This window comes from Nocardia sp. NPDC058114, from assembly GCF_042884695.1.
Lineage (GTDB): Bacteria > Actinomycetota > Actinomycetes > Mycobacteriales > Mycobacteriaceae > Nocardia.
The window spans coordinates 714,902-735,455 of sequence record NZ_JBHVTK010000001.1 but is presented as its reverse complement, the minus strand read 5'-3'; the positions used below and the strand labels follow the sequence as shown (position 1 = coordinate 735,455).

Here is a 20,554-nt window from a genome sequence, read left to right as displayed (position 1 = left end):
TCCCGACCCGCCGACCCGGTCGCGCGGCCTATCCTGGAATCACCGAACTGGGAGGGGGCGGGATGTCGCGACTGCTGAACTGGTTGCGTACCAACGTCGATGGCGCGCTGGCGCTGACCATCGCGGTGATCATCGGCGCGATCGCCGTGATGGATCCACTGTCGAATCAGATCGAGCTCGAACCGGCGGTCATCGACGGCGCAGTGCTGCTCGTGCTCGCTCTGCTCGCGACCACCCTGCTGCGTGACCGACGGATCGCCACCAAAGCGGTCCGCGACGCGACCGCGGTCCATCTGCTCTACGGACCCGAGATCGGCCACGCGCACACCCTCGCCCGCCGCGACACCGAGCAGTGGATCTTCAAGGGCGGCACCGGAACCTACATTCGAGCCGTCACTTTGCGCGCGTGTGTGGAGAACGCGCGCCGTGAACAACGCCCCCTGCGCATGCAGATCGAGATCCTCGATCCGTCGAACGAGGCGCTGTGCAAGACCTACGCGCAGTTCCGGTCCTCGCTCACCCCGGAAGCCGACCGCACCGGCGAGCAGTGGACCACTGAGCGCACTCGCAAGGAGGCCTACGCGACGGTGCTCGCGGCGTGCTGGTATCGCCAACGGTTCACCTTCCTCACCATCGACGTCGGGTTGTCCGCGGTGATGACGACCTTCCGTTGGGACCTCTCGTCGAGTTGCGTCATCGTCACGCAGGACAACCCGAACACCCCGGCGCTCATGTTCGAACGCGACCGGCCCTACTACCGTGACTTCAGCCGCGAACTGGTCGCCAGTTTCAAACAGACCCGCCAGGTTCCGTTGTATCGGTGCGAGGACCTGCCGTTGGCGGACGAACCCTCCGTCGACCAGACCAGGCGACTCTTCGACGCGCTGGGATTGGGTCTGCCGACCTCGTTCACCGACCGCGACGTCGCCGACATCGTGCGCCGTGCGCTCCAGCCGAGAAACCCGTACTGATGCCCGCCTACACCCGGCTCCGTTCGCTGCTCACCTCGGCGGGCGCGACCGCCGAGGTGCGTGCCTGGGTGCACGATTATCTGGCCGACGTGGCAGCGGGCGTGGTCGAGGTCGTTGCGGTCCGACATCCGTTGGGGTTCACCTGTTTTCCGGTGTGGCGACAGGAGGGCCGCGGCATCTGCCTGCATGTATGGAGTACCGACCGGCCCGCCGCGCCGACGACATCGATGGTGCACGCCCATAGCTGGAATCTGGTCAGTCATGTCCTGTACGGCACGGTCGTCAACGAGATCATCGATGTCTCGGCCGATTCGGACGCGGGCACACATCGGGTTTTCGAGGTTCGTAGCGACACCGACGGCGATACCGTCCACGCCACCCGCCGCTCGGTCCGATACCGCAGCCGATCGCGCGAGGTGTTCCGCGACGGCGACGTGTACACGTTGCCGCACAGCGAGTTCCACGTCACCGACGTGTTGAGCGCCGCCGCCACCATCGTGTTGGGCGAACACATCCCCGGCGAGCTCGACCTGTCGCTGGGCGATCCCGGCACCACCGATCATCGTGTCGAACGCACACCGCACAGTTCCCAGCGAACGCGGGAACTGGCCGAAGCCGTCCTGGCGCGCCTGCGAACGGATTGCCCCGCGAATGGCCTGGAGGAACGGTGCGACACAGCGAATTCATAGATCTCACACTCGAACGCGACGTCATCGAGCGCGCCGCCGCGACCGCACGTGACACCGCGATCCGCGCCGGGCAGCTCATCCACTCACGTCTGACTCAGCCGCTCGGTATCCGGGTCAAGGACGCGGGCGGCGACCTGGTCAGCGATCTGGACATCGGCGCCGAGGAGATCATTCTTCGCGATCTGCGCCGAGCGTTCCCCCACCACCGCGTCATCGCCGAAGAATCCGGCGAACTCCGCGGCGAGCCGGAATGGTGCTGGTTCGTCGACCCGCTCGACGGCACCAACAATCTCGCAGTCGGTCTGCCGGTGTTCAGCATCGGTATCGCGTTGTGCCACTTCGGGACCCCGGTTCTGGGTGTCGTGCACGAACCGATGACCGGCAACACCTGGTCGGCCATTCGGGGACGAGGCGCGGCAGGGCCGCACGGTGCGCTGCGACGCCAGGTGCCGCCGCGACCGCCCGGCGATCCAGTGCTGGCATGGTTGCAGGGGTATCCGGTCGGCCGTACCGACACCACCGCCATCGCCCTTCGACTCGCGCTGGAAACCCATTCCCGACGTCTCATCCAGCTGTGGTCACCCCTGCTGTGCTGGATCATGCTGAGCCGTGGGCTGATACACGGATTCGTCGGCTACCGCGCCGGGTTGATCGACTTCCCCGCAGGTAGCGTGATCGCTCGTGAATGCGGCATCGAGATCACCGACTTCGACCGAACTCCGCTGCCCGAATCCATCGATGATCCGTCGAGCGAAGTGAGCTTCCTCGCCGGTGGGCCGGTCGCTGTCGACGAGCTGGCACAGCTCGTGAAGTCCGTCGTGCGCAAACCGGAGCCTCCCGCTAGCCTGTAGCGCATCGCACCGGACGAATGACCGGCGATGTCGGCGAAAAGGGGTGGCCGCCATGAGTTTTCCCGCACGCATCGTCGCTGCTGCGGTGTGGATCAAGAGCAATTTCGAAAGCGCGATCGCCATTGTTCTTGCTGTCACGCTGAGCGTGCTCGGGCTGGTCGACCCCACCAGGCAAGAGCTGCTGACCAAGGTCATCCCACTCACTCTCGGGGTGATCGCCTTCGCCGTTCTGCGTGACCGATGGCGACAGGAGGCGATGAACGCACAGGTACGACAGTCCCTCACCGATATCGCGCACACGCTGGACGAGCTGAACGACCGGCGCGACCGGGCCTCGGCGATCGACGAACTGCTCACCAGCACCCAGCGCACGCTCGACAGCTTGTCGGCCGTCCGATTCGCCAAGGGCGACGAGGTATCGGACGTGCTCGCCCAGGCACGGACCGAAACCGATCGCTGGATCTTCAAAGGCGGTACCGGGGCTCACACCCGCGTTGTCACGCTGCCCGATTGCTTGCACCGAGCTCATCGCAATCGCCGAGAGCTGCTGGTCCGCCTGGAAATTCTCGATCCGACCGATCGCGACCTCTGTTCGCGTTACGCCGCGCTCTACCGCTCGCTGGCCGAAGGCGCCGACGACGACGCGCGCACCTGGACGGCCAAGGGCACTCAGATCGAGGTGTACGCCACCATCGCCGCGGCATGCTGGCACAAACAACGACTGCCGCAGCTCCTCGACATCCAGATCGGCCTGACGTCGTCGGTGTCGCTGTTCCGGTGGGACCTGTCCACCCGCTTTCTGATCGTCACCCAGCGCGGACCGCGGTTCCCTGCCATGATCATCGAGCGCGACCGCCCCTACTACGACTCCTGGAACATCGAACTCAGGACCAGCTTCGCCGAATCCCGGCCGGTCGCGATCGACCGCGCGACGTCCGTACGGCTCGACGACGAGCCGACTGTCGAACAGGTACGCGACCTGTTCGACACCCTGGGCATGGGCCTGCCCGGCGATTTCGACGATGCCGACGTCACCGACATCATCACGAAAGCACTCCAGGACCACGATCGAGCGGTCCGGGGCGCGGGCGACACGGCAGCGTAGGGCTCGCCCCGCGGTATGGGTGCGAGACGGCAGCCGCGATGCGAGTTCGATTGCGCCGGTGGCAAGCTGGCGGGGTGGAGCAGCCGAACATCCCGCAGGGACAACAGACCGGGCAGCCGGCGCGACCGAGTGATCAGTGGCGACCGCCCCGCGGTCGTCGCACACGGCCGGGCTATCGGGAGCAACAAGCGCGCACTGCGCGCTTGTTCGGCGGCAAACGTAAGTGGGTTCTGCTCGGGCTGGTCGCGCTCGTGCCGATCAGCGCGGTCGGGTTGATGGCCTGGGGTCTGCTCTCGCCGCGATCGGACACGGAGCGAACCGGCGATTGCGGGTACTACACCGATCCGACCCGCGGTGGCTGGGACTTTCATCGACGCGCATGCGCCGACCCCGACGCGGCGTTGATCATCACCAGCGCGTGGAGTACGCAGAAATGCGCGACCGGTGACATGGACTTCTCGCGGAGTCGCCGGAAGTACACCAGCAGCCCCATGAAGTACCTGTGCACTCACCTCAACGCGAAAGTCGGTGAGTGTGTCAACGACCCGGGCAACGTGAAGCTCCATCTCGACCGTCTACGCAAGGTCCCCTGTGGCGCAGGGGCATTCGAGGTCGATACTCGCGTCGAAGCCGAGGACCGGAACGTCTGCGACGCGACGCGGAAGCGGTTTCGCGAGACGAAAGCGGTGATCCACACCTCACCGGCGGTCTCGTTCTGCCTGCACAAGATCTGACCGGGCCCGCGTACGACAACAGCCGCACGTTCACTCGGAACGTGCGGCTGCGGGAACGGGATTCACGCCGAAACGGTGATTTCCCATTCGTGGATCGTCAGATCCGAGGCGCCGGTGGTGTGCAGCGGGTCGGAGTGGGCGATTGTTGTTGCGGCGGTGAGGCTTTCGGCCAGGATGACATAGGCGCCGCCGGTGCCGTCGGTGAAGCCACCGCTTTCCTGGAGTCGGCCCTCAGCGAGCAGGTCCCGCAGGAAGGTGCGGTGCGGTTCGATCACCGAGGCGTCGAACGCCGGGGTGCGTTCGGCCATCACAAGGTACTTGCGCGCCACGCCTCAGGACTCCGACTCGCCACGCGCGGCCTTCGTGGCGGCCGTTGCGGCCGCGGCGGCGCGGACCTGCGGCGCCACCTGCACGACCTGGCCGAGCACGCCGTTCACGAACGACGGGGAGTCGTCGGTGGACAGTTCCTTGGCCAGCTCGACAGCCTCGTCGACCGCGACGACCGGGGGCACGTCGGTGGCGTGGAACAGCTCCCACACCGCGATCCGCAGAATGGCCCGGTCGACCGCGGGCAGCCGCTGCAGAGTCCAGTCCTGGAGGTAGCCCTCGATGGTGCCGTCGACCCGGTCGAGATCGTCGGCGACGCCCTCGACGAGGGTGGTGGTGTAGGCGTGCACGGGGGCCACGCTCTGGTCGCGGGTCGCCAGCTCAGCGCGATCCGAGAGCAGCACGGAGACGTCGACATCGCGCGCCTCCGCTTCGAACAGCAGGTCCACGGCCCGGCGGCGCGCCTTGTGGCGCGCGCCGAGCTTCTTGAACGAGCCCTTCTTGTCTGCCGGGGAGTCGGTCACGATCAGCCGTTGACGCGGCCGAGGTAGCTGCCGTCGCGCGAGTCGATTTTCAGCTTGTCACCGGTGTTGATGAACAGCGGAACGGCCACCTCGGCGCCGGTTTCCAGGGTGGCGGGCTTGGTGCCGCCGGTGGAGCGGTCGCCCTGCAGGCCGATGTCGGTGTGCTGCACGACCAGCTCGATGGTGACGGGGAGCTCCACGAACAGCGGCGCGTCCTCGTGCACGGCGACCTGCACGCCCATGTTCTCCAGCAGGAAGCGGGCACCGTCACCGATGGTGGCCTCCGGGATGGAGATCTGGTCGTAGGTGTCACCGTCCATGAAGATGTAGTCGGTGCCGTCGTGGTACAGGTAGGTCATGTCGCGACGGTCGACGGTCGCGGTCTCGACCTTGACACCCGCGTTGAAGGTCTTGTCGACGACCTTGCCGGACACGACGTTCTTCAGCTTGGTCCGCACGAACGCGGGTCCTTTGCCCGGCTTCACGTGCTGGAATTCGATGATCTGCTGGAGCTGACCGTCGATCTTCAGCACAAGGCCGTTCTTGAAGTCGCTGGTGTCCGCCACTGTCCTCGGATCTCCTCGTTCGTATTACTGCGTACTGGGGGTTACTGCGTTCTGCGCGCCGACGTCAGTCGACGACGATCAAGTCCTTGCTGGTGCGGGTGAGCAGTTCCGGGCCCGCTTCGCGTACCACGAGCGTGTCCTCGATCCGGACCCCGCCGCGGCCGGGAAGGTATACACCAGGTTCGACGGTCACCGCCACACCAGCCAGAAGTGTACCGGTACTCGTTTTCGCCACTCCGGGTGCTTCATGGATCTGCAGCCCGACGCCGTGACCGAGACCGTGCACGAACTGCGGGCCGTACCCCGCTTCTTCGATGATCATCCGGGCCGCCGCGTCGACCTCGCTGGTCTGCGCGCCGGGTTCGAGCGCCTCGGTGCCCGCGCGTTGCGAGCGGGCGACCAGTTCGTAGATCTCCCGCTGCCAGTCGGCGGGGGTCCCCAGGACCAGGGTGCGGGTCATGTCGGAGTGGTAGCCGTTGACCACCGCGCCGAAATCGAACTTCACGAAGTCACCGGTGGCCAGGACGGCGCCGGTCGGCCGGTGGTGCGGGATGGCCGAATGGGCGCCCGCGGCGACGATCGTCTCGAACGAGATCGCATCGGCACCGTGCTCGAACATCGCCCATTCGAGGTCGCGGGCGACCTGTCTCTCGGTGCGGCCCGGACGCAGCAGGCCCCGCTCGAGCAGGGTGGCCAGCGCCTTGTCGGCGGCCGTGCACGCCGCGCCGAGCTGGTCGACCTCGTAGGGATCCTTGACCATCCGCAGCTGTTCGACCAGACCCGAGGTGGGGACGAGTTGCAGCCCGGTGCGCAGCTCCTGGAACGCGGTGTGCTGATCGACGGTCACCACGTGGCTCTCGAAGCCGACGCGACCGAGCTGCCATTCCCCGGTCAGCTCGAGAACGCGGCGCGCGGTGGCCCGGCAGATCTCGGCCTGCAGATCGGGGACCTGTTCGGCGACCTGAGCGGAGTACCGGCCGTCGGTACCGATGACGGTGCGGTCCTCGGCTCCGCGCATATCCCACGAATGCACCAGCACAACGGCATTGGATCCGGTGAAGCCGGTCAGGTAGCGGATGTTGACCAGATCGGTCACCAGCAACGCGTCGACACCGTTTTCCACCAGCAGGCTCCGCAGGGCACCGCGCCGGGCCGCGTAATCGGGAGCCGTGTAGTCAGCACACATGGGTCAACGCTACCGCCCGACGGGCGACACGTCGGCACGCGATACCCAGGATTTCGTGTCGGTGGGCGAGGTGGATACGGCGTTGTCCACATGCGCGGACGTTATCCACATTCTCGGGTACGGCCCACTTTCGGCGGTCGCGGCCCAGCACGATCGATCCCATGACCACTGCCGCGTTCTGTTGCCTCATCGCCTGGTGCCTGCTGCTGGGCGTCATCGACATCCATGCCCGTCGCCTTCCCAACGCGCTGACCGGCGTGGGTGCGGCCGCGGTGTTCCTGTTCGCGTTCTCGACAGGGGAATTGGAGACCGCGGTGATCGGGGCCGCGCTGTTGACGATGCCGTATCTGATCGCCCACCTGCTCTCCCCGGCCGCGCTCGGCGCGGGTGATGTGAAGCTCGCGGTGTCGCTCGGAGCTGCCACGGCGATCGCCGGTCCGCCGGCCTGGGTGTGGGCCGCGGTGGCCGCCCCGCTGCTCACCGCCGCGGCCGCAGTCGTGCTGCTCGGCGGTGATCGGCTGCGTGCGGTGGTGGGCCGTGGCTCGCGGCAGGTGCGCGCGGTACCGGCGCGGCGGCTGGTGCCACACGGCCCCGCGATGTGCCTGGCCACCGTCACCGCGATGGCACTGGCATGACCGGCAGCGCGACGCGCCGAGACGAACCCGGTGATGCGATGTTGCCGGCGGTCCGGAGCAGGCCGGTTCGGCCGGATCAGGGCGGCGGCCGCCACCGCGCGGCCCGCCTCGGCGCCGACGTGCCGCTCGTCACGTCGGCCCGCATTCCCGACTACACGTGTCGACATGGGAAGATAGTCGGCGTGTTGCGCTGGATAACTGCCGGAGAATCCCATGGTCCCGCTCTCGTCGCCCTCCTGGAAGGGATGGTCGCCGGAGTCGAGGTGACATCGGACGATGTCTCCGCACAGCTCGCCCGCCGCCGGCTCGGTTACGGGCGCGGCGCCCGGATGAAGTTCGAGGCCGACAAGGTCACCCTGGTCGGTGGCGTACGCCACGGCCGCACCATGGGTGGCCCGGTCGCCATCGAGATCGCCAACTCCGAGTGGCCCAAGTGGACCGAAGTGATGTCGGCCGATCCGATCGACGAGACCGAGCTCGCGGGAATGGCGCGTAACGCGCCGCTCACCCGCCCGCGCCCCGGTCACGCCGATTACTCCGGGATGCTCAAGTACGGCTTCGACGATGCCCGTCCGGTGCTCGAACGGGCCAGCGCCCGGGAGACCGCGGCCCGGGTCGCAGCAGGCACACTCGCGCGCAACTTCCTGCGTCAGGCCTTCGGTGTCGAGGTCATCTCGCATGTGGTGTCGATCGGCGCCGCCGCCAACACCACCGGCGTCACGCCGGGCCCGGCCGATCTCGACGCGGTCGACGCCAGCCCCGTGCGGGCGTTCGACGCCGACGCCGAGGCGGCCATGATCGCGGAGATCGAAGCGGCCAAGAAGGACGGCGACACCCTCGGCGGCGTCGTCGAGGTGATCGTGGACGGCCTGCCCATCGGGCTCGGTTCGTTCGTCAGCGGTGAGCAGCGTCTGGATTCGCGCCTGGCCGCCGCCCTCATGGGCATCCAGGCGATCAAGGGTGTCGAGGTGGGCGACGGGTTCGAGACCGCGCGACGACGCGGCAGCCAGGCCCACGACGAGATGCGTCCCGGCCCCGACGGCGTCCTGCGCTCGACCAACCGCGCGGGCGGCCTCGAAGGCGGCATGACCAACGGCGAAGCACTGCGGGTGCGCGCCGCGATGAAGCCGATCTCGACTGTGCCGCGTGCGCTGTCGACGGTCGACATGTCCAGCGGTGAGGAAGCCGTCGCCATCCACCAGCGCTCGGACGTGTGTGCGGTGCCCGCGGCGGCCGTGGTCGCGGAGTCGATGGTGGCGCTGGTGCTGGCGCAGGCCGCGCTGGAGAAGTTCGGCGGCGACTCGCTGGCCGAGACCGTCGACAACATCACCAGTTACGTCAAGCGGATCGGTAGCCGCCCACACGTGCCCGCGGACAGCCGTATCCCGTGACCGCGCAGGGGCAGGAGGGGACCGCGCCGGAGAGCGACGCGGGCCCCTCACCGGCGATCGTCGAGCCCGGAGCTCCTGACACCGGCGGTGACGACCGGACCGCGCCTGCGGCACGCGTGGTGCTGGTCGGGCTGCCCGGCTCGGGGAAGTCGACCATCGGGCGCAAGCTGGCCAGGGAACTCGGGGTGGAGCTCTACGACACCGACGCGGGGATCGAGGCCGATACCGGCCGCACGATTCCCGACATCTTCGCCACCGACGGTGAGACGGAGTTCCGCCGGATCGAGGAACAGGTGGTGCGCCGCGCTGTGCTCGAGCACGACGGCGTGGTTTCCCTCGGCGGCGGTTCGGTGCTGTCCGAACGAACCAGGGACCTGCTGCGGGACGCTCTCGTCGTCTACCTGGAAATCAGTGTGTCCGAAGGGGTTCGGCGTACCGGCGCCAGCAGTACCCGTCCACTGCTCAACGGAGTGGACCCCGCTGCCAAGTATCGGGATCTGATGCGCGAGCGTCGCCCGCTCTACCGCGAGATCGCCTCCGTGCGTGTGCGGACCGACGGGCGGAGTCCGGGTCGGGTGGTGCGAATGATCCTGGCCAAGCTCGGTCTCGAATCGGTGCGCACCGATCTGCAATCTCCACGTGTGAACGCCGGAAACACCTCGCCCGCTTCGGGTTCGGTCACCGGCAGGCCCGGAACGGGCAGCAATCGGTCCAAGAACAGGCGACGCGCCAGGGCCCGCGCCGCCGCCGCACGCCGAAGCGGTGCCGACCAGACAGGTGTGGCGGCCATCGAACGCCGCGACGTCCCGGATGATCGGAACCGTTCGGGGGCAACACAATCCGCGACCGATCGGGCGGCAGTCGACGACACCACCGGCGCCACTCGCACAGCGGGTGCGGCGCAGAGTGAGTCACGCACGACCGCCGGTCGACGGTCCCGGCGTAGCAGGTCGCGCCGAGGCGGTGCGCGGATCCGGCCGGCAACCACCGTGGCCACCCGGGAAACCGGCGGCTCGGTGGCCGAGAGTCCGGAGAGCCGCGCGAGCTCGAAATCAGAGGGCCGCGCGGGTACAGCCGAAAACCAGCCGGGCAATCGCGCTGCCGGCGCCGGGGGCCGGACGGGTAATCGCAGCACGCCGGGCAATCGAGTAGGCGGCCGCAGCCCGGTCACGGGAGGCCAGGCGGCCGGTCGCAATGCCGGTCGCGGCAGGCGGACGGCGAGCCGTGAGGCAGGCGCCCCAGGGCGGGCCGGGCAGCGCGGTGGCGAGCCTGCCGGACCGTCGGGTTCGACTACCCCGGAATCTTCGGTGGAAAGCCGGACCGGGGCACCACAACAGGTGCAGCGGGCCGGACCATCCGGTGACGCGGAGCGTGGGACCGGCGCCAACGAACGCCGACGACGCGGGCAACCGCGGCGACGCGGCGGACGACGCAATAACAATGACCAGAAAGAATCGGAGCAGCGCACGTGACAGAGCCGAACATCATCCAGGTTCGCACCGCCGACCCGTACCCCGTGATCATCGGCCGCGGACTGCTCGGCGATCTCGTCGAAGCGGTCAACGCGGGCAACGCCGTGCGGACCGTGGCGATCTTCCATCAGCCGCCGCTGGCCGAAACCGCCGAGGCGGTGCGTAAAGCACTGGCCGACACCGGGATCGACGCGCATCGCATCGAGATCCCCGACGCCGAGGACGGCAAGGAACTGGCCGTGGCCGGGTTCTGCTGGGAGGTGCTCGGCCGGATCGGCCTGACCCGCAACGACGCCATCGTGAGTCTCGGTGGCGGTGCCGCGACCGACCTGGCCGGCTTCGTCGCCGCCACCTGGATGCGCGGGGTGCGCATCGTGCACGTGCCGACCACGCTGCTGGCGATGGTCGACGCCGCGGTCGGCGGCAAGACCGGCATCAACACCGAGGCGGGCAAGAACCTCGTGGGCAGCTTCCACGAGCCCAGCGCCGTGCTGGTCGACCTGGCGACCCTGGAAACGGTGCCGCGCAACGAGATCGTGGCGGGCATGGCCGAGATCATCAAGGCCGGTTTCATCGCCGACCCGGTGATCCTCGACCTCATCGAGGCCGATCCCGAGGCTGCCCTCGACCCCACCGGCGATGTGCTGCCCGAACTGATCCGGCGCGCCATCCAGGTCAAGGCCGACGTGGTCGCCGCCGACCTCAAGGAATCGAGCCTGCGCGAGATCCTGAACTACGGCCACACCCTCGGCCACGCCGTGGAGCGCCGCGAGCGCTACCGCTGGCGTCACGGCGCCGCGGTGTCCGTCGGCTTGGTCTTCGCCGCCGAACTCGGCCGACTGGCCGGCCGTCTCGACGACGCCACCGCCGATCGGCACCGCACCATCCTGGAAAGCGTCGGCCTGCCCGTCTCCTACGACGGCGATGCGCTCCCCCACCTGATGGACGCGATGCAAACCGACAAGAAGACCCGATCCGGTGTGCTGCGTTTCGTGATCCTGGACGGTCTGGCCAAGCCCGGCCGACTCGAGGGCCCTGATCCGTCGCTGCTGGCCGCCGCCTACTCGGCCATCGCCCGCGACACCACCCCGGGCACGTCGCCGATCATGCTCTGAGATCCGCACTCTGGCACCTGTTCGCGCCCCGACACCGTGGTGGGGCGCGAACAGGTTCGAAGGGTCTGACTCGCGGCCGGTGCCGTTCCCGAGAGAACGACTCCGCTCAGTTCGCGGTGGCGAATTCGGGTTCCGCGGCGCCGGTGGCGGATTCGCTCGAACGGCGCGACCGCGAGTAGCCGAAGGCGACACCCGCCAGCGCGGGCAGGAAGATCAGCAGCAGGATGAACGATGCCGCGGACGTCAGTTCGTAGAGGATCCCGGCGTCGCCGAGTTCGATTCCGGGCACCTGATCGAGGACCCAGCACACGGCCGAGCTGGCCAGCCCCGCGCCGAACCCGGCAGCCAACCAGCGGACGGTGAGGCCGTCTGCGCCCGTGCGGCCGTCGCGCACGCCCCAGGCGACTACCACGGCGACGATGGCGAGCAGGCACGCCGCGCGCCAGAAGGTGCCGTAGGTGGGCCAGGAGGCCATGACGAGGCCGAGCAGAACACGCAGGGCGACGACCAGCGCGCCGAGGACGGTGGCTCGTAACACCCAAGCGGTCATGAAGAACACCTTAGCGGGCAAAAACTAGAACCGGTGTCAATTCGACAGATCGGTCGGTGATGTCGAGGATTCGGCACCGCACTCGGCGGCAGCCACCGGAGCCGTCGCCTACTGCTGCGGAAGGGACGCTTCCAGCGCGGCGGCCATCGCCGCACGCGGCGCAGGTCGACCGGTGAACAGTTCGACCTGTCCGTAGGCCTGATTCAGCAACATCTGCAGGCCGCTGACCACCGTGTGCCCGGCGGCCTCGACCGCCGTTGCGAGGGGGGTCGGCCACGGGTTGTAGATCGCGTCGAGCACGACCGGTGCCACGGCTACCGCCGACGCGATCACCGCGGCCGCTTCGGCGGGCACCGTGCTCACCACCGCCGCGGCCGACGCGCACGCCGCGCGCACCTGCTCCCTGTCGAACGGCACGACCGCGGCCCGCAGGCCGAGACGGTCCGCCAATTCCAGTGCGCTGCGTGCCCGTCCGGCATCACGGGCGATCACCGTCACCTTCTTCGCCCCGAGTTCGGTCAGGGCAAGCAACGCGGGCCTGGCCGTTCCGCCGGCACCGAGCACGACAGCCTCGTCGATCGCCGAGACGCCACCACCGCGCAACGCACCGAGGACGCCGTCGACATCGGTGCAGTCCGCCGACCATCCGGCATCGACGCGCACGAGGGTATTGGCCGAGCCGACCAGCACCGCGCGCTCGGTGCGCTCGGCAGCCACCGCCAGCGCCGCTTCCTTGCCCGGCATCGTCACCGACAGCCCGACCCACTCCGGGCCCAACTCACCGACGAGCCCGGGCAACCGCGCGGCATCGCATTCGATCCGCTCGTAACTCCAGTCGAGGCCCAGCGCGCGGTAGGCGGCCAGGTGCAGCTGAGGCGAGCGCGAATGCGCGATCGGCTGACCGAGGACAGCGGCCTTGCGACCCATCTCAGCGCCCACTGTCGAGAATGCCGCTCTGCTCGGCCTTCACGATATTGCGCAGGTGCTCGGAGTAGCTCTCGGTGAACAGGGTGGTGCCCTTCTTGTCGATCGTGACGAAGTACAGCCACTTCCCAGGCTCCGGATTCTCCATCGCCTGCAGGGCTTTGAGCGAGGGTGCGGAGATCGGATTGGCGGGCAGACCCGACATCGCGTACGTGTTCCACGGCGTGACGGTGTTGCGGTCGGAGTCGGTGGTGGCGACCTCGGTCTCCTCCAGCGAATAGTTCACCGTCGAGTCGAACTGCAACGGCTGGTCGATCCGCAGCCGGTTGACGATGACCCGCGCGACCTTCGGCATGTCCGGTGCCAGCGCTTCGCGTTCGACCAACGAGGCCGCGATCAACGTCTGGTAGGGGTTGAGCTGGGTTTCGGCGCCCGAACGCAACAATCCGGTGGACTCGTAGAGCGCCGCGCTCGCGGTGATCAGCTGACGCAGGATCTGCACCGCCCCGCCGCTGGGATCGAAATCCAGGGTGCCCGCGGAGATCAGCCCGTCGAGCTGCCTGCGCCGGTCTGGAGCGGCCGCGACCGACGCCTTGGCCCAGTCGGGCACGCCGAGAGCGGCCAGGTCGGCACTGGCGCCCGCGGCATCGAGTTGCTCGTAGGTGACGCACTTGGCGGCGGAACCGGCGCCGAGGCAGCTGGCGGCGGCGATCTTGGTGTAGATGCCTTCCGTGGGGGCGCCGGTGTGGACGTCGCGCCGGTTGTGCAGCTGACGCCCCTCCGAGATCACGACGTTGCCGACGCGCGAGTCCTTCGACACCAGCGAGGTCACCGCGTGCGCGGCGGGACTGTTCTTCTGCACCGCGTAGTACCCGGGCTGCACGCTGTTCATGTTCGAATTGCGCACGGCCGCTTCGTAGAACGCTTCCGAACTGGCGACGACACCCTTTTCCTTCATGGTGTCGGCGATCTGGGTGGCGGTGTCACCGGAGTGCACCTGGACCACCACGAGTTCGCCGGGCGGGCCCGCGAAATCCTCGGCGGGCGCGAGACTGCCCATCAGTTTGTACCCGGCGAAACCGGCGGCGGAGACGACCAGCACGACGAACACCGCCGCGATCACCCACATATTGCGGCGGCGCTTCTTGCGCTCAGCCGCCTTCCGCGAGGCGATCCGTGATTTGGCGCGTCCCGACGGCTTGTTCCGGCCGGGCGGCTTGTTCCGGCCGGACCCCGCGCGAGGACGGCCACGCTCGGCCGTCGCGGCGCGCTGCCCGACGCGACGCGGCGGAACGACCGGCTCCGGCTCGGGTTCCGGTTCGAGGACGTCTTCCAGGATCTGGTCGTCGTAGACCTCGTCCTCATAGCGCGGGATGACGTCGGTGCCGTCCTCGTCCCACTCGCCGCGATCCGGCGCCGCGTCCTCACGCACCGTGCGGGCATCGAGCCCCCAGTCGTCGCGGCGGGGGTAGCGCCGATCAGCTTCCCGAGCCCGGTAGCGTTCCTCGGCCCTGGTCCATCGGTCGGTCATGCATCGTCTCCGACCCTCGCCGTATCTGCTGCGTCCTTCAACACCGAACTCCGCTCGTCCAACCATCCTTGCAGAATCGACACGGCTGCCGCCTGATCGATCATCTGCCGCTGGCCACGTGCGCGAACTCCACTGTCGCGCAGCGCACGTGCAGCAGACACCGTAGTCAAACGTTCGTCGGAAAGGCGTATCGGAATCGGGTCGATCACCCGGCGCAACTGCTTGGCAAACTTACGCGCGATGGTGGCCGCGGTGCCATTTTCGCCGCGCAGCGTGCGTGGCAGACCGATGATCACCTCGACCGCTTCGTATTCCCGCACAATGTCGGCAATTCTTGTGATATCGGCGGGTGGGCCCGCGCGCCCACCGGATTTGGCGCGCGCGACGGTCTCGACGGGGGTGGCGAGGATGCCGTCGGGGTCGCTCGAGGCGACTCCGATGCGCACGCTACCGACGTCGATCGCGATCCGGCGGCCCCGACCCGGGTCGGTCTCCGGGTCGGGGCGGTCGGCCGATTCCTCGCTGGACGAACCAGGGGTGGTCATCAGCCGGCGAGTTCGGCCACCCGGGCGCGGACCGCGGTCAAACCGGCCGGGATGCCCGACGGATCCGAGCCCGCGCCCTGCGCCATCTCCGGCTTGCCGCCACCACGCCCGGCGATACTCGGTCCGAAGGCCGCGACCAGATCGCCGGACTTGAAGCCGAGATCCTGGGCGGCCTTGTTCACGGTCACCACGAACGGTGCCTTGCCCTCGACGTTGCCGAGCAGCACGACCACGGCGGCCTCACTGCCGAGACGGCCACGGATATCGGTGGCCAGCGTCCGCAGGTCACCGGCCGACACACCCTCGGGCGCCGCGGCGGCCACCAGACGCACCGCACCGACCCGCTCGGCCTGCTCGGCGAAGGTGCCCGCCGACGACAGCACCGCGGCGATCTTGGTGCGCTCCAGTTCCTTCTCGGCCACCTTGAGCCGCTCCACGAGCTGCTCCACGCGCCCTGGCACCTCGTCGGAGGGCACCTTCAGCGACGACGCGACGCCGGCCAGCAGCGCCCGCTCCTTGGCCAGGTACTTGTAGGAGTCGAGGCCGACGAAGGCCTCGACGCGGCGCACACCGGAACCGACCGAGGCCTCACCCAGCAGGGTGATCGGGCCGATCTGCGAGGAGTGCTCCACGTGGGTGCCGCCGCACAGCTCCATCGAGAACGGGCCGCCGATCTCCACGACGCGCACCTCGTCGCCGTAGTTCTCGCCGAACAGCGCCATCGCGCCCATCTTCTTGGCGTTAGGCAGATCGGTGACGAAGGTGTTCACCGGGAAGTTCGCGCCGACAGCGTCATTGGAGACGGCCTCGATATCGGCCTTCTGCTGCTCCGACAGCGCACCCTGCCAGTTGAAGTCGAACCGCAGGTAGCCCGGCTTGTTCAGCGAACCCGCCTGCACGGCGTTGGGGCCGAGGATCTGGCGCAGCGCGGCGTGCACCATGTGCGTGCCGGAGTGGCCCTGGGTGGCGCCGCGACGCCAGGCCGGATCCGCTTGCGCGAGCACGACATCGCCCTCGGTGAGCTGGCCCGACTCGACGGTGGCCTTGTGTACCCAGACCTTCTTGGCGATCTTCTGCACGTCGTTGACCTGCAGCTTCACACCCGAGGCCGTGATGGTGCCGCGGTCGGCGATCTGACCGCCGGACTCGGCGTACATCGGGCTGCGATCGAGGATGACCTCGATGTCGCGGCCTGCCGTGGCCACCGGGACGCGCACGCCGTCGGCGATCAGGGCCAGCACAGTGGCCTCGGAGGTCAGCTCGTCGAAACCGGTGAACTCGGTGGCGCCACGGTCGACCAGTTCCTTGTAGACGGTGAGGTCGGCGTGGGCGTGCTTGCGAGCCTGGGCGTCGTCCTTGGCCCGCTTGCGCTGCTCGGCCATGAGCGAGCGGAAACCGTCCTCGTCGACGGAAAGGCCCGCCTCGGCGGCCATTTCGAGGGTGAGGTCGATCGGGAAGCCGTAGGTGTCGTGCAGGGCGAACGCGTCGGAGCCGGTGATCTGCTTGCCGCCCTTGGACTTCACCGCGGTGGCGGCGTTGTCGAACAGGGTCTCGCCGGTGTTGAGGGTCTTGAGGAACGCCATCTCCTCACCGACCGACACGGTCTCGATGCGCGAGAAGTCGGTGGCCAGCTCGGGGTAGGACGGCGCCATCAGGTCGGTGACGACCTTGATCAGCTCGGCCATCACCGGCTTCTCGGCGCCGAGCAGGCGCGCCGAACGCACGATGCGGCGCAGCAGGCGGCGCAGCACATACCCGCGGCCGTCGTTGCCGGGGTTCACGCCGTCGGCGATGAGCATCGCGGCGGTGCGGGCGTGGTCGGCGATCACGCGGAAGCGCACGTCGTCGGTGTGCTCGACACCGTAGGAGCGGCCGGTGAGTTCCTCGGCCTTGTCGATGATCGGGCGCATCAGGTCGGTCTCGTAGACGTTGTCCACGCCCTGCAGCAGGAACGCGACCCGCTCGACGCCCATGCCGGTGTCGATGTTCTGCTTGGGCAGCGGGCCGAGGATCTCGAAGTTGTCCTTGGAGATGCCCGCGCCGCGCTCGTTCTGCATGAACACGAGATTCCAGATCTCGATGTAGCGGTCCTCGTCGGCCTCCGGGCCGCCCTCGACACCGTACTCGGAGCCGCGGTCGTAGTAGATCTCCGAACACGGGCCACACGGGCCGGGGATGCCCATCGACCAGTAGTTGTCGGCCATGCCGCGGCGCTGGATGCGGTCGGCGGGCACGCCCATCTCGAGCCACATCCGCTCGGCCTCGTCGTCGTCGAGGTAGACGGTGACCCACAGGCGCTCGGGATCGAAGCCGTAGCCGCCGTCCTCCACGCTGTCGGTGAGCAGCGTCCAGGCCAGCGTGATGGCCTCACGCTTGAAGTAGTCGCCGAAGCTGAAGTTGCCCGCCATCTGGAAGAACGTGTTGTGGCGGGTGGTGATGCCGACGTTCTCGATGTCGAGGGTGCGCACGCACTTCTGCACGCTGGTCGCGGTGGCGTACGGCGGGGTCTGCTGACCGAGGAAATACGGAACGAACTGGACCATGCCTGCGTTGACGAACAACAGGTTGGGGTCGGCCAGGATCAGCGAAGCACTGGGGACCTCGGTGTGTCCGGCACGGACGAAATGGTCCAGGAACCGTCGTCGAATCTCGTGGGTCTGCACAAATACCCAGCCTACCGGGCCGGTGCGGGTGCTTTTTCATCGACCGGGGTGGCCCGCGCCACGCCGGTGGCACAGTGGATCGACGACAATCGCGTCGTGACGAAAACCGAGCGGCTCTACGCACTCGCCGAGGAACTGCGGGCCTACAGCCCGCGACCGCGGACCGCCCGGCAGCTCGCGGCGCGCTTCGAGGTGTCGACCCGCACGATCGAACGCGATCTGACCGCATTGGCCCAGGCCGGGGTACCGATCATGACCGTGCCGGGGCGCTCGGGCGGGTACGCGCTCGATCGGCATCGAACGCTCGCTCCGGTGAGTCTGACGACGGCCGAGGCCACCGCCCTCGCGGTGGCGTTGCCACGGTTGGCCGGTACGCCGTTCGCCGCGGCGGCGGCTTCGGCGGTACACAAGATCGTGGCGGTCCTGCCCGAACAGGACCGAGTGCGCGCTACCGCACTGGTGGAGCGGATCCGGTTCCTGCCGGTGGATCCGGCGAGAGCGGTCTCGCCCGCGATTCTCGACGCGGTGATCCGGCGGCGAGTGCTGCGCTTGGACTACGCCGACCGCGAGGGCGTGACCACCTCGCGGGAAGTGGAACCACTGGCGTTCCTGGCGGGCGAGGAGTGGTTTCTGTACGCCTGGTGCCGAATGCGGACGGGACTGCGGGGATTTCGACTCGATCGGGTGCTGGCCGCCGATGTCCTGGACGAGGCGAGTCCCGAACGCGAGGTGGACCTGTCGGCGATCCCGACGGGGTTCGGCACGCTCATCGATGTGATGGCGATCACCGACACACCGTTGTCGCGCAACGACTGAATTCTGGATGACGCAGGCCGCCGCACCCGCCGCGGCCCGACTCGAAGGAGCAGTCCATGACAACCACGACCGTCACCGCCGATCAGCTCGCCGCGACCTGGACCGAGCTGTGGAACGGCAGCGCCGAACTCGCGACGGCGTTGCTCACCGACGACTTCAGCATCCGTTTCGCCTCGCCGACCCGCGACATCGCCGACGCGCTGCGCGGGCCCGCGGCGTTCGCCTCGTTCGTCGCCGAATACCGGGCGCAGCGACCCGCCGTCGGGTTCGTCGTCGATTCCGACGCGGTCGGCGGTCTCGATGCCACCGGCACCGGCACATTCGCTGTCCGTTGGCATTCAACCCACGACGAGATTCCCGCGCACGGCGGGATCGACGTCTTCGAAGCGGTCGGCGGGCAACTGCGCAAGGTGTGGTCGGTCGGTGGCGCCGGTCCGTTCACGCTCGACTGACCGCATTCCGCCTCACTTGCCGCGGATGATGCGGCGCAGCTTTTCCAGACGCGGGGCGATCGTGCGTTCGTTGCCGTGGTCGGTGGGCAGGTAGTAGTCGGTGCCGACCAGTTCGTCGGGTGGGTACTGCTGGGCCACGACGCCTTCGCGGTACTTGTGCGGGAACTTGTAGCCCTGGGCGTTGCCCAGCAGGGCTGCGCCCGCGTAGTGACCGTCGCGCAGGTACGGCGGGACGGCACCGGCCTTGCCGCGCGAGACATCGGCCATCGCCGTGCCGATCGCGGTGGTCACCGCACCGGATTTCGGGGCGGTCGCGAGATGGATGGTGGCCTGCGCCAAGGCGAGTTTGCATTCGGGCAGGCCGACCTGCTGGACGACCTGGGCGGCCGCTGTCGCGGTCTGCAGGGCCATCGGGTCGGCCATGCCGATGTCCTCGCTGGCGTGGATCATCAAGCGGCGCGCGATGAAGCGGGGGTCCTCGCCCGCGGCGAGCATGCGCGCCAGATAGTGCACGGCGGCGTCGACATCGGAGCCGCGAATGGACTTGATGAACGCGCTGATCACGTCGTAGTGCTGGTCGCCCGCGCGGTCGTAGCGGACGGCAGCCTTGTCGACGGTCGCCTCGACCGTTTCCAGGTCGACGGCGCCCTCGGTCGCCGACTCGGCCGACGCCTCCAACGCGGTGAGCGCGCGGCGAGCGTCGCCGCCCGCGATCCGCACGATGTGCTCGATCGCGTCGCCGCTGACGGTGTAGGCGTCGGCGAGACCGCGCGGGTCGCTGATCGCGCGGGCGAGGACCGCGCGGATGTCGTCGGGAGTGAGCGGTTGCAGTTGCAGGACGAGCGAGCGCGACAGCAACGGGGAGACGACGGAGAACGAGGGGTTCTCGGTGGTCGCACCGACCAGCAACACGACCCGATTCTCGACGGCGGCCAGCAGCGCGTCCTGCTGGGTCTTGGAGAAGCGGTGGATCTCGTCGATGAACAGCACGGTCTGCTCGCCCGCGGCGAGCCTGCGCCGGGCGAGGTCGATCACCGCCCGCACCTCCTTCACGCCGGCCGAGAGCGCCGACAGCGCTTCGAACCGACGGCCGGTGGCTTGCGAGAGCAACGAGGCCAGCGTGGTCTTTCCGGTGCCGGGCGGGCCGTAGAGCAGCACCGATGCCGCCCCCGACCCTTCGACGAGCCGACGCAGCGGAGACCCGGGACCGAGCAGATGCGTCTGGCCGATCACCTCGTCCAAGTTCGCCGGGCGCAGGCGGACGGCGAGCGGCGCGCCGGAGTCGCGACGGAACACCGCGTCGGCGCCGGGTTCGGCGGACGCGTGTTCGCCGGGCACGTCGAAAAGGCTGTCGCTCACGTTGTGCAGGGTACCGAGGCCCTCGGACATGTCCTGCGAAGCTCACCAACCGACCGCGGAGATCGACCAGGACCTGCCACGTAGATGGACAGTTGACCAACAATCCCCGGGTCGACTTGCGCCCGAGCGATTCGTGGGCTGTGATCGC

General features: G+C 68.5%; 20 protein-coding genes and 1 pseudogene. 11 read left to right on the top strand and 10 right to left on the bottom strand.

Annotated features, from left to right (window positions below; all coding sequences use genetic code 11):
* Positions 1–62 precede the first annotated feature (62 nt).
* From ACFVVI_RS03320 to ACFVVI_RS03300, 5 genes are all read left to right on the top strand, one after another.
* Positions 63–971 carry a hypothetical protein gene (locus ACFVVI_RS03320; RefSeq protein ID WP_378989031.1) on the top strand — a complete coding sequence of 303 codons (909 nt, stop codon included), beginning with the start codon at positions 63–65 and terminating at the stop codon, positions 969–971.
* Positions 971–1,660 (top strand): hypothetical protein, encoded by a 690-nt coding sequence (locus ACFVVI_RS03315; protein WP_387442842.1) that lies wholly within the window; start codon positions 971–973, stop codon positions 1,658–1,660. The genes ACFVVI_RS03320 and ACFVVI_RS03315 overlap by 1 nt, the downstream gene beginning before the upstream one ends.
* Positions 1,639–2,511 (top strand): inositol monophosphatase family protein, encoded by an 873-nt coding sequence (locus tag ACFVVI_RS03310; protein WP_387442840.1) that lies wholly within the window; start codon positions 1,639–1,641, stop codon positions 2,509–2,511. The genes ACFVVI_RS03315 and ACFVVI_RS03310 overlap by 22 nt, the downstream gene beginning before the upstream one ends.
* 52 nt (positions 2,512–2,563) lie before the next feature.
* Complete coding sequence (locus tag ACFVVI_RS03305; RefSeq protein ID WP_387442837.1) at positions 2,564–3,616, top strand: hypothetical protein; 1,053 nt, start codon at positions 2,564–2,566, stop codon at positions 3,614–3,616.
* Positions 3,617–3,690: 74 nt separating this feature from the next.
* Entirely contained in the window at positions 3,691–4,350 is a 660-nt protein-coding gene (locus ACFVVI_RS03300; RefSeq protein ID WP_387442834.1) for a hypothetical protein, read from the top strand.
* A gap of 62 nt (positions 4,351–4,412) precedes the next feature.
* Here ACFVVI_RS03300 and ACFVVI_RS03295 read toward each other — a convergent pair whose 3' ends face one another.
* The 4 genes from ACFVVI_RS03295 to ACFVVI_RS03280 form a co-directional block, all read right to left on the bottom strand.
* Complete coding sequence (locus ACFVVI_RS03295; protein ID WP_378989026.1) at positions 4,413–4,679, bottom strand: YciI family protein; 267 nt, start codon at positions 4,677–4,679, stop codon at positions 4,413–4,415.
* Positions 4,680–4,682: 3 nt separating this feature from the next.
* Positions 4,683–5,201: a transcription antitermination factor NusB gene (gene nusB / locus ACFVVI_RS03290; protein WP_378626982.1), complete on the bottom strand. Its 519-nt coding sequence runs from the start codon at positions 5,199–5,201 to the stop codon at positions 4,683–4,685.
* Positions 5,202–5,203: 2 nt separating this feature from the next.
* Positions 5,204–5,767, bottom strand: a complete 564-nt coding sequence (gene efp / locus ACFVVI_RS03285) for an elongation factor P (protein ID WP_067452307.1) — start codon at positions 5,765–5,767, stop codon at positions 5,204–5,206.
* A gap of 64 nt (positions 5,768–5,831) precedes the next feature.
* Positions 5,832–6,953, bottom strand: coding sequence for a M24 family metallopeptidase (locus tag ACFVVI_RS03280; RefSeq protein ID WP_378989024.1), 1,122 nt, complete (start codon positions 6,951–6,953; stop codon positions 5,832–5,834).
* 161 nt (positions 6,954–7,114) lie between these two features.
* On the opposite strand from ACFVVI_RS03280, the gene ACFVVI_RS03275 reads away from it, so the two are divergent.
* The 4 genes and pseudogenes from ACFVVI_RS03275 (at position 7,115) to aroB (ending at position 11,566) form a co-directional block, all read left to right on the top strand.
* Entirely contained in the window at positions 7,115–7,588 is a 474-nt protein-coding gene (locus ACFVVI_RS03275) for a prepilin peptidase (RefSeq protein WP_378989023.1), read from the top strand.
* 182 nt (positions 7,589–7,770) lie between these two features.
* Entirely contained in the window at positions 7,771–8,979 is a 1,209-nt protein-coding gene (gene aroC, locus ACFVVI_RS03270; protein ID WP_387444442.1) for a chorismate synthase, read from the top strand.
* 56 nt (positions 8,980–9,035) lie between these two features.
* Positions 9,036–9,581, top strand: a pseudogene (locus tag ACFVVI_RS03265) (shikimate kinase); the annotation flags it as partial.
* Between the two features lie 866 nt (positions 9,582–10,447).
* On the top strand, positions 10,448–11,566 hold the full coding sequence (gene aroB / locus ACFVVI_RS03260; protein ID WP_101467074.1) for a 3-dehydroquinate synthase: 1,119 nt from the start codon (positions 10,448–10,450) through the stop codon (positions 11,564–11,566).
* Positions 11,567–11,672: 106 nt separating this feature from the next.
* Here aroB and ACFVVI_RS03255 read toward each other — a convergent pair whose 3' ends face one another.
* The 5 genes from ACFVVI_RS03255 to alaS all read right to left on the bottom strand — a co-directional run bounded on the left by ACFVVI_RS03255 (position 11,673) and on the right by alaS (position 17,779).
* Entirely contained in the window at positions 11,673–12,116 is a 444-nt protein-coding gene (locus ACFVVI_RS03255; RefSeq protein WP_379315194.1) for a B-4DMT family transporter, read from the bottom strand.
* Positions 12,117–12,224: 108 nt separating this feature from the next.
* Positions 12,225–13,043 (bottom strand): shikimate dehydrogenase, encoded by an 819-nt coding sequence (locus ACFVVI_RS03250; RefSeq protein WP_378989021.1) that lies wholly within the window; start codon positions 13,041–13,043, stop codon positions 12,225–12,227.
* A 1-nt stretch (position 13,044) separates the two neighbouring features.
* The gene (gene mltG / locus ACFVVI_RS03245) at positions 13,045–14,571 is read right to left on the bottom strand and encodes an endolytic transglycosylase MltG (RefSeq protein WP_378989020.1); all 1,527 of its coding nucleotides are present in this window, start codon (positions 14,569–14,571) and stop codon (positions 13,045–13,047) included.
* The gene (gene ruvX / locus ACFVVI_RS03240) at positions 14,568–15,116 is read right to left on the bottom strand and encodes a Holliday junction resolvase RuvX (RefSeq protein ID WP_387442829.1); all 549 of its coding nucleotides are present in this window, start codon (positions 15,114–15,116) and stop codon (positions 14,568–14,570) included. Before ruvX ends, mltG begins: the two co-directional genes overlap by 4 nt.
* Positions 15,116–17,779 carry an alanine--tRNA ligase gene (gene alaS / locus ACFVVI_RS03235; protein WP_387442827.1) on the bottom strand — a complete coding sequence of 888 codons (2,664 nt, stop codon included), beginning with the start codon at positions 17,777–17,779 and terminating at the stop codon, positions 15,116–15,118. The genes ruvX and alaS overlap by 1 nt, the downstream gene beginning before the upstream one ends.
* 96 nt (positions 17,780–17,875) lie before the next feature.
* On the opposite strand from alaS, the gene ACFVVI_RS03230 reads away from it, so the two are divergent.
* Positions 17,876–18,595, top strand: coding sequence for a helix-turn-helix transcriptional regulator (locus ACFVVI_RS03230; protein WP_387442825.1), 720 nt, complete (start codon positions 17,876–17,878; stop codon positions 18,593–18,595).
* Between the two features lie 56 nt (positions 18,596–18,651).
* Entirely contained in the window at positions 18,652–19,047 is a 396-nt protein-coding gene (locus tag ACFVVI_RS03225) for a hypothetical protein (protein WP_387442823.1), read from the top strand.
* 12 nt (positions 19,048–19,059) lie between these two features.
* Here the strand turns inward: ACFVVI_RS03225 and ACFVVI_RS03220 are convergent, their stop codons facing one another.
* Positions 19,060–20,436 (bottom strand): replication-associated recombination protein A, encoded by a 1,377-nt coding sequence (locus tag ACFVVI_RS03220; protein WP_387442821.1) that lies wholly within the window; start codon positions 20,434–20,436, stop codon positions 19,060–19,062.
* Positions 20,437–20,554 lie beyond the last annotated feature (118 nt).

Coding starts and splice junctions, on each gene's coding strand:
- ACFVVI_RS03320 (WP_378989031.1), top strand. CDS start 63: ATGTCGCGACTGCTGAACTGGTTGCGTACCAACGTCGATGGCGCGCTG.
- ruvX (WP_387442829.1), bottom strand. CDS start 15,116: ATGACCACCCCTGGTTCGTCCAGCGAGGAATCGGCCGACCGCCCCGAC.
- ACFVVI_RS03280 (WP_378989024.1), bottom strand. CDS start 6,953: ATGTGTGCTGACTACACGGCTCCCGATTACGCGGCCCGGCGCGGTGCC.
- ACFVVI_RS03315 (WP_387442842.1), top strand. CDS start 971: ATGCCCGCCTACACCCGGCTCCGTTCGCTGCTCACCTCGGCGGGCGCG.
- mltG (WP_378989020.1), bottom strand. CDS start 14,571: ATGACCGACCGATGGACCAGGGCCGAGGAACGCTACCGGGCTCGGGAA.
- ACFVVI_RS03255 (WP_379315194.1), bottom strand. CDS start 12,116: ATGACCGCTTGGGTGTTACGAGCCACCGTCCTCGGCGCGCTGGTCGTC.
- ACFVVI_RS03275 (WP_378989023.1), top strand. CDS start 7,115: ATGACCACTGCCGCGTTCTGTTGCCTCATCGCCTGGTGCCTGCTGCTG.
- ACFVVI_RS03220 (WP_387442821.1), bottom strand. CDS start 20,436: ATGTCCGAGGGCCTCGGTACCCTGCACAACGTGAGCGACAGCCTTTTC.
- ACFVVI_RS03250 (WP_378989021.1), bottom strand. CDS start 13,043: ATGGGTCGCAAGGCCGCTGTCCTCGGTCAGCCGATCGCGCATTCGCGC.
- ACFVVI_RS03225 (WP_387442823.1), top strand. CDS start 18,652: ATGACAACCACGACCGTCACCGCCGATCAGCTCGCCGCGACCTGGACC.
- ACFVVI_RS03305 (WP_387442837.1), top strand. CDS start 2,564: ATGAGTTTTCCCGCACGCATCGTCGCTGCTGCGGTGTGGATCAAGAGC.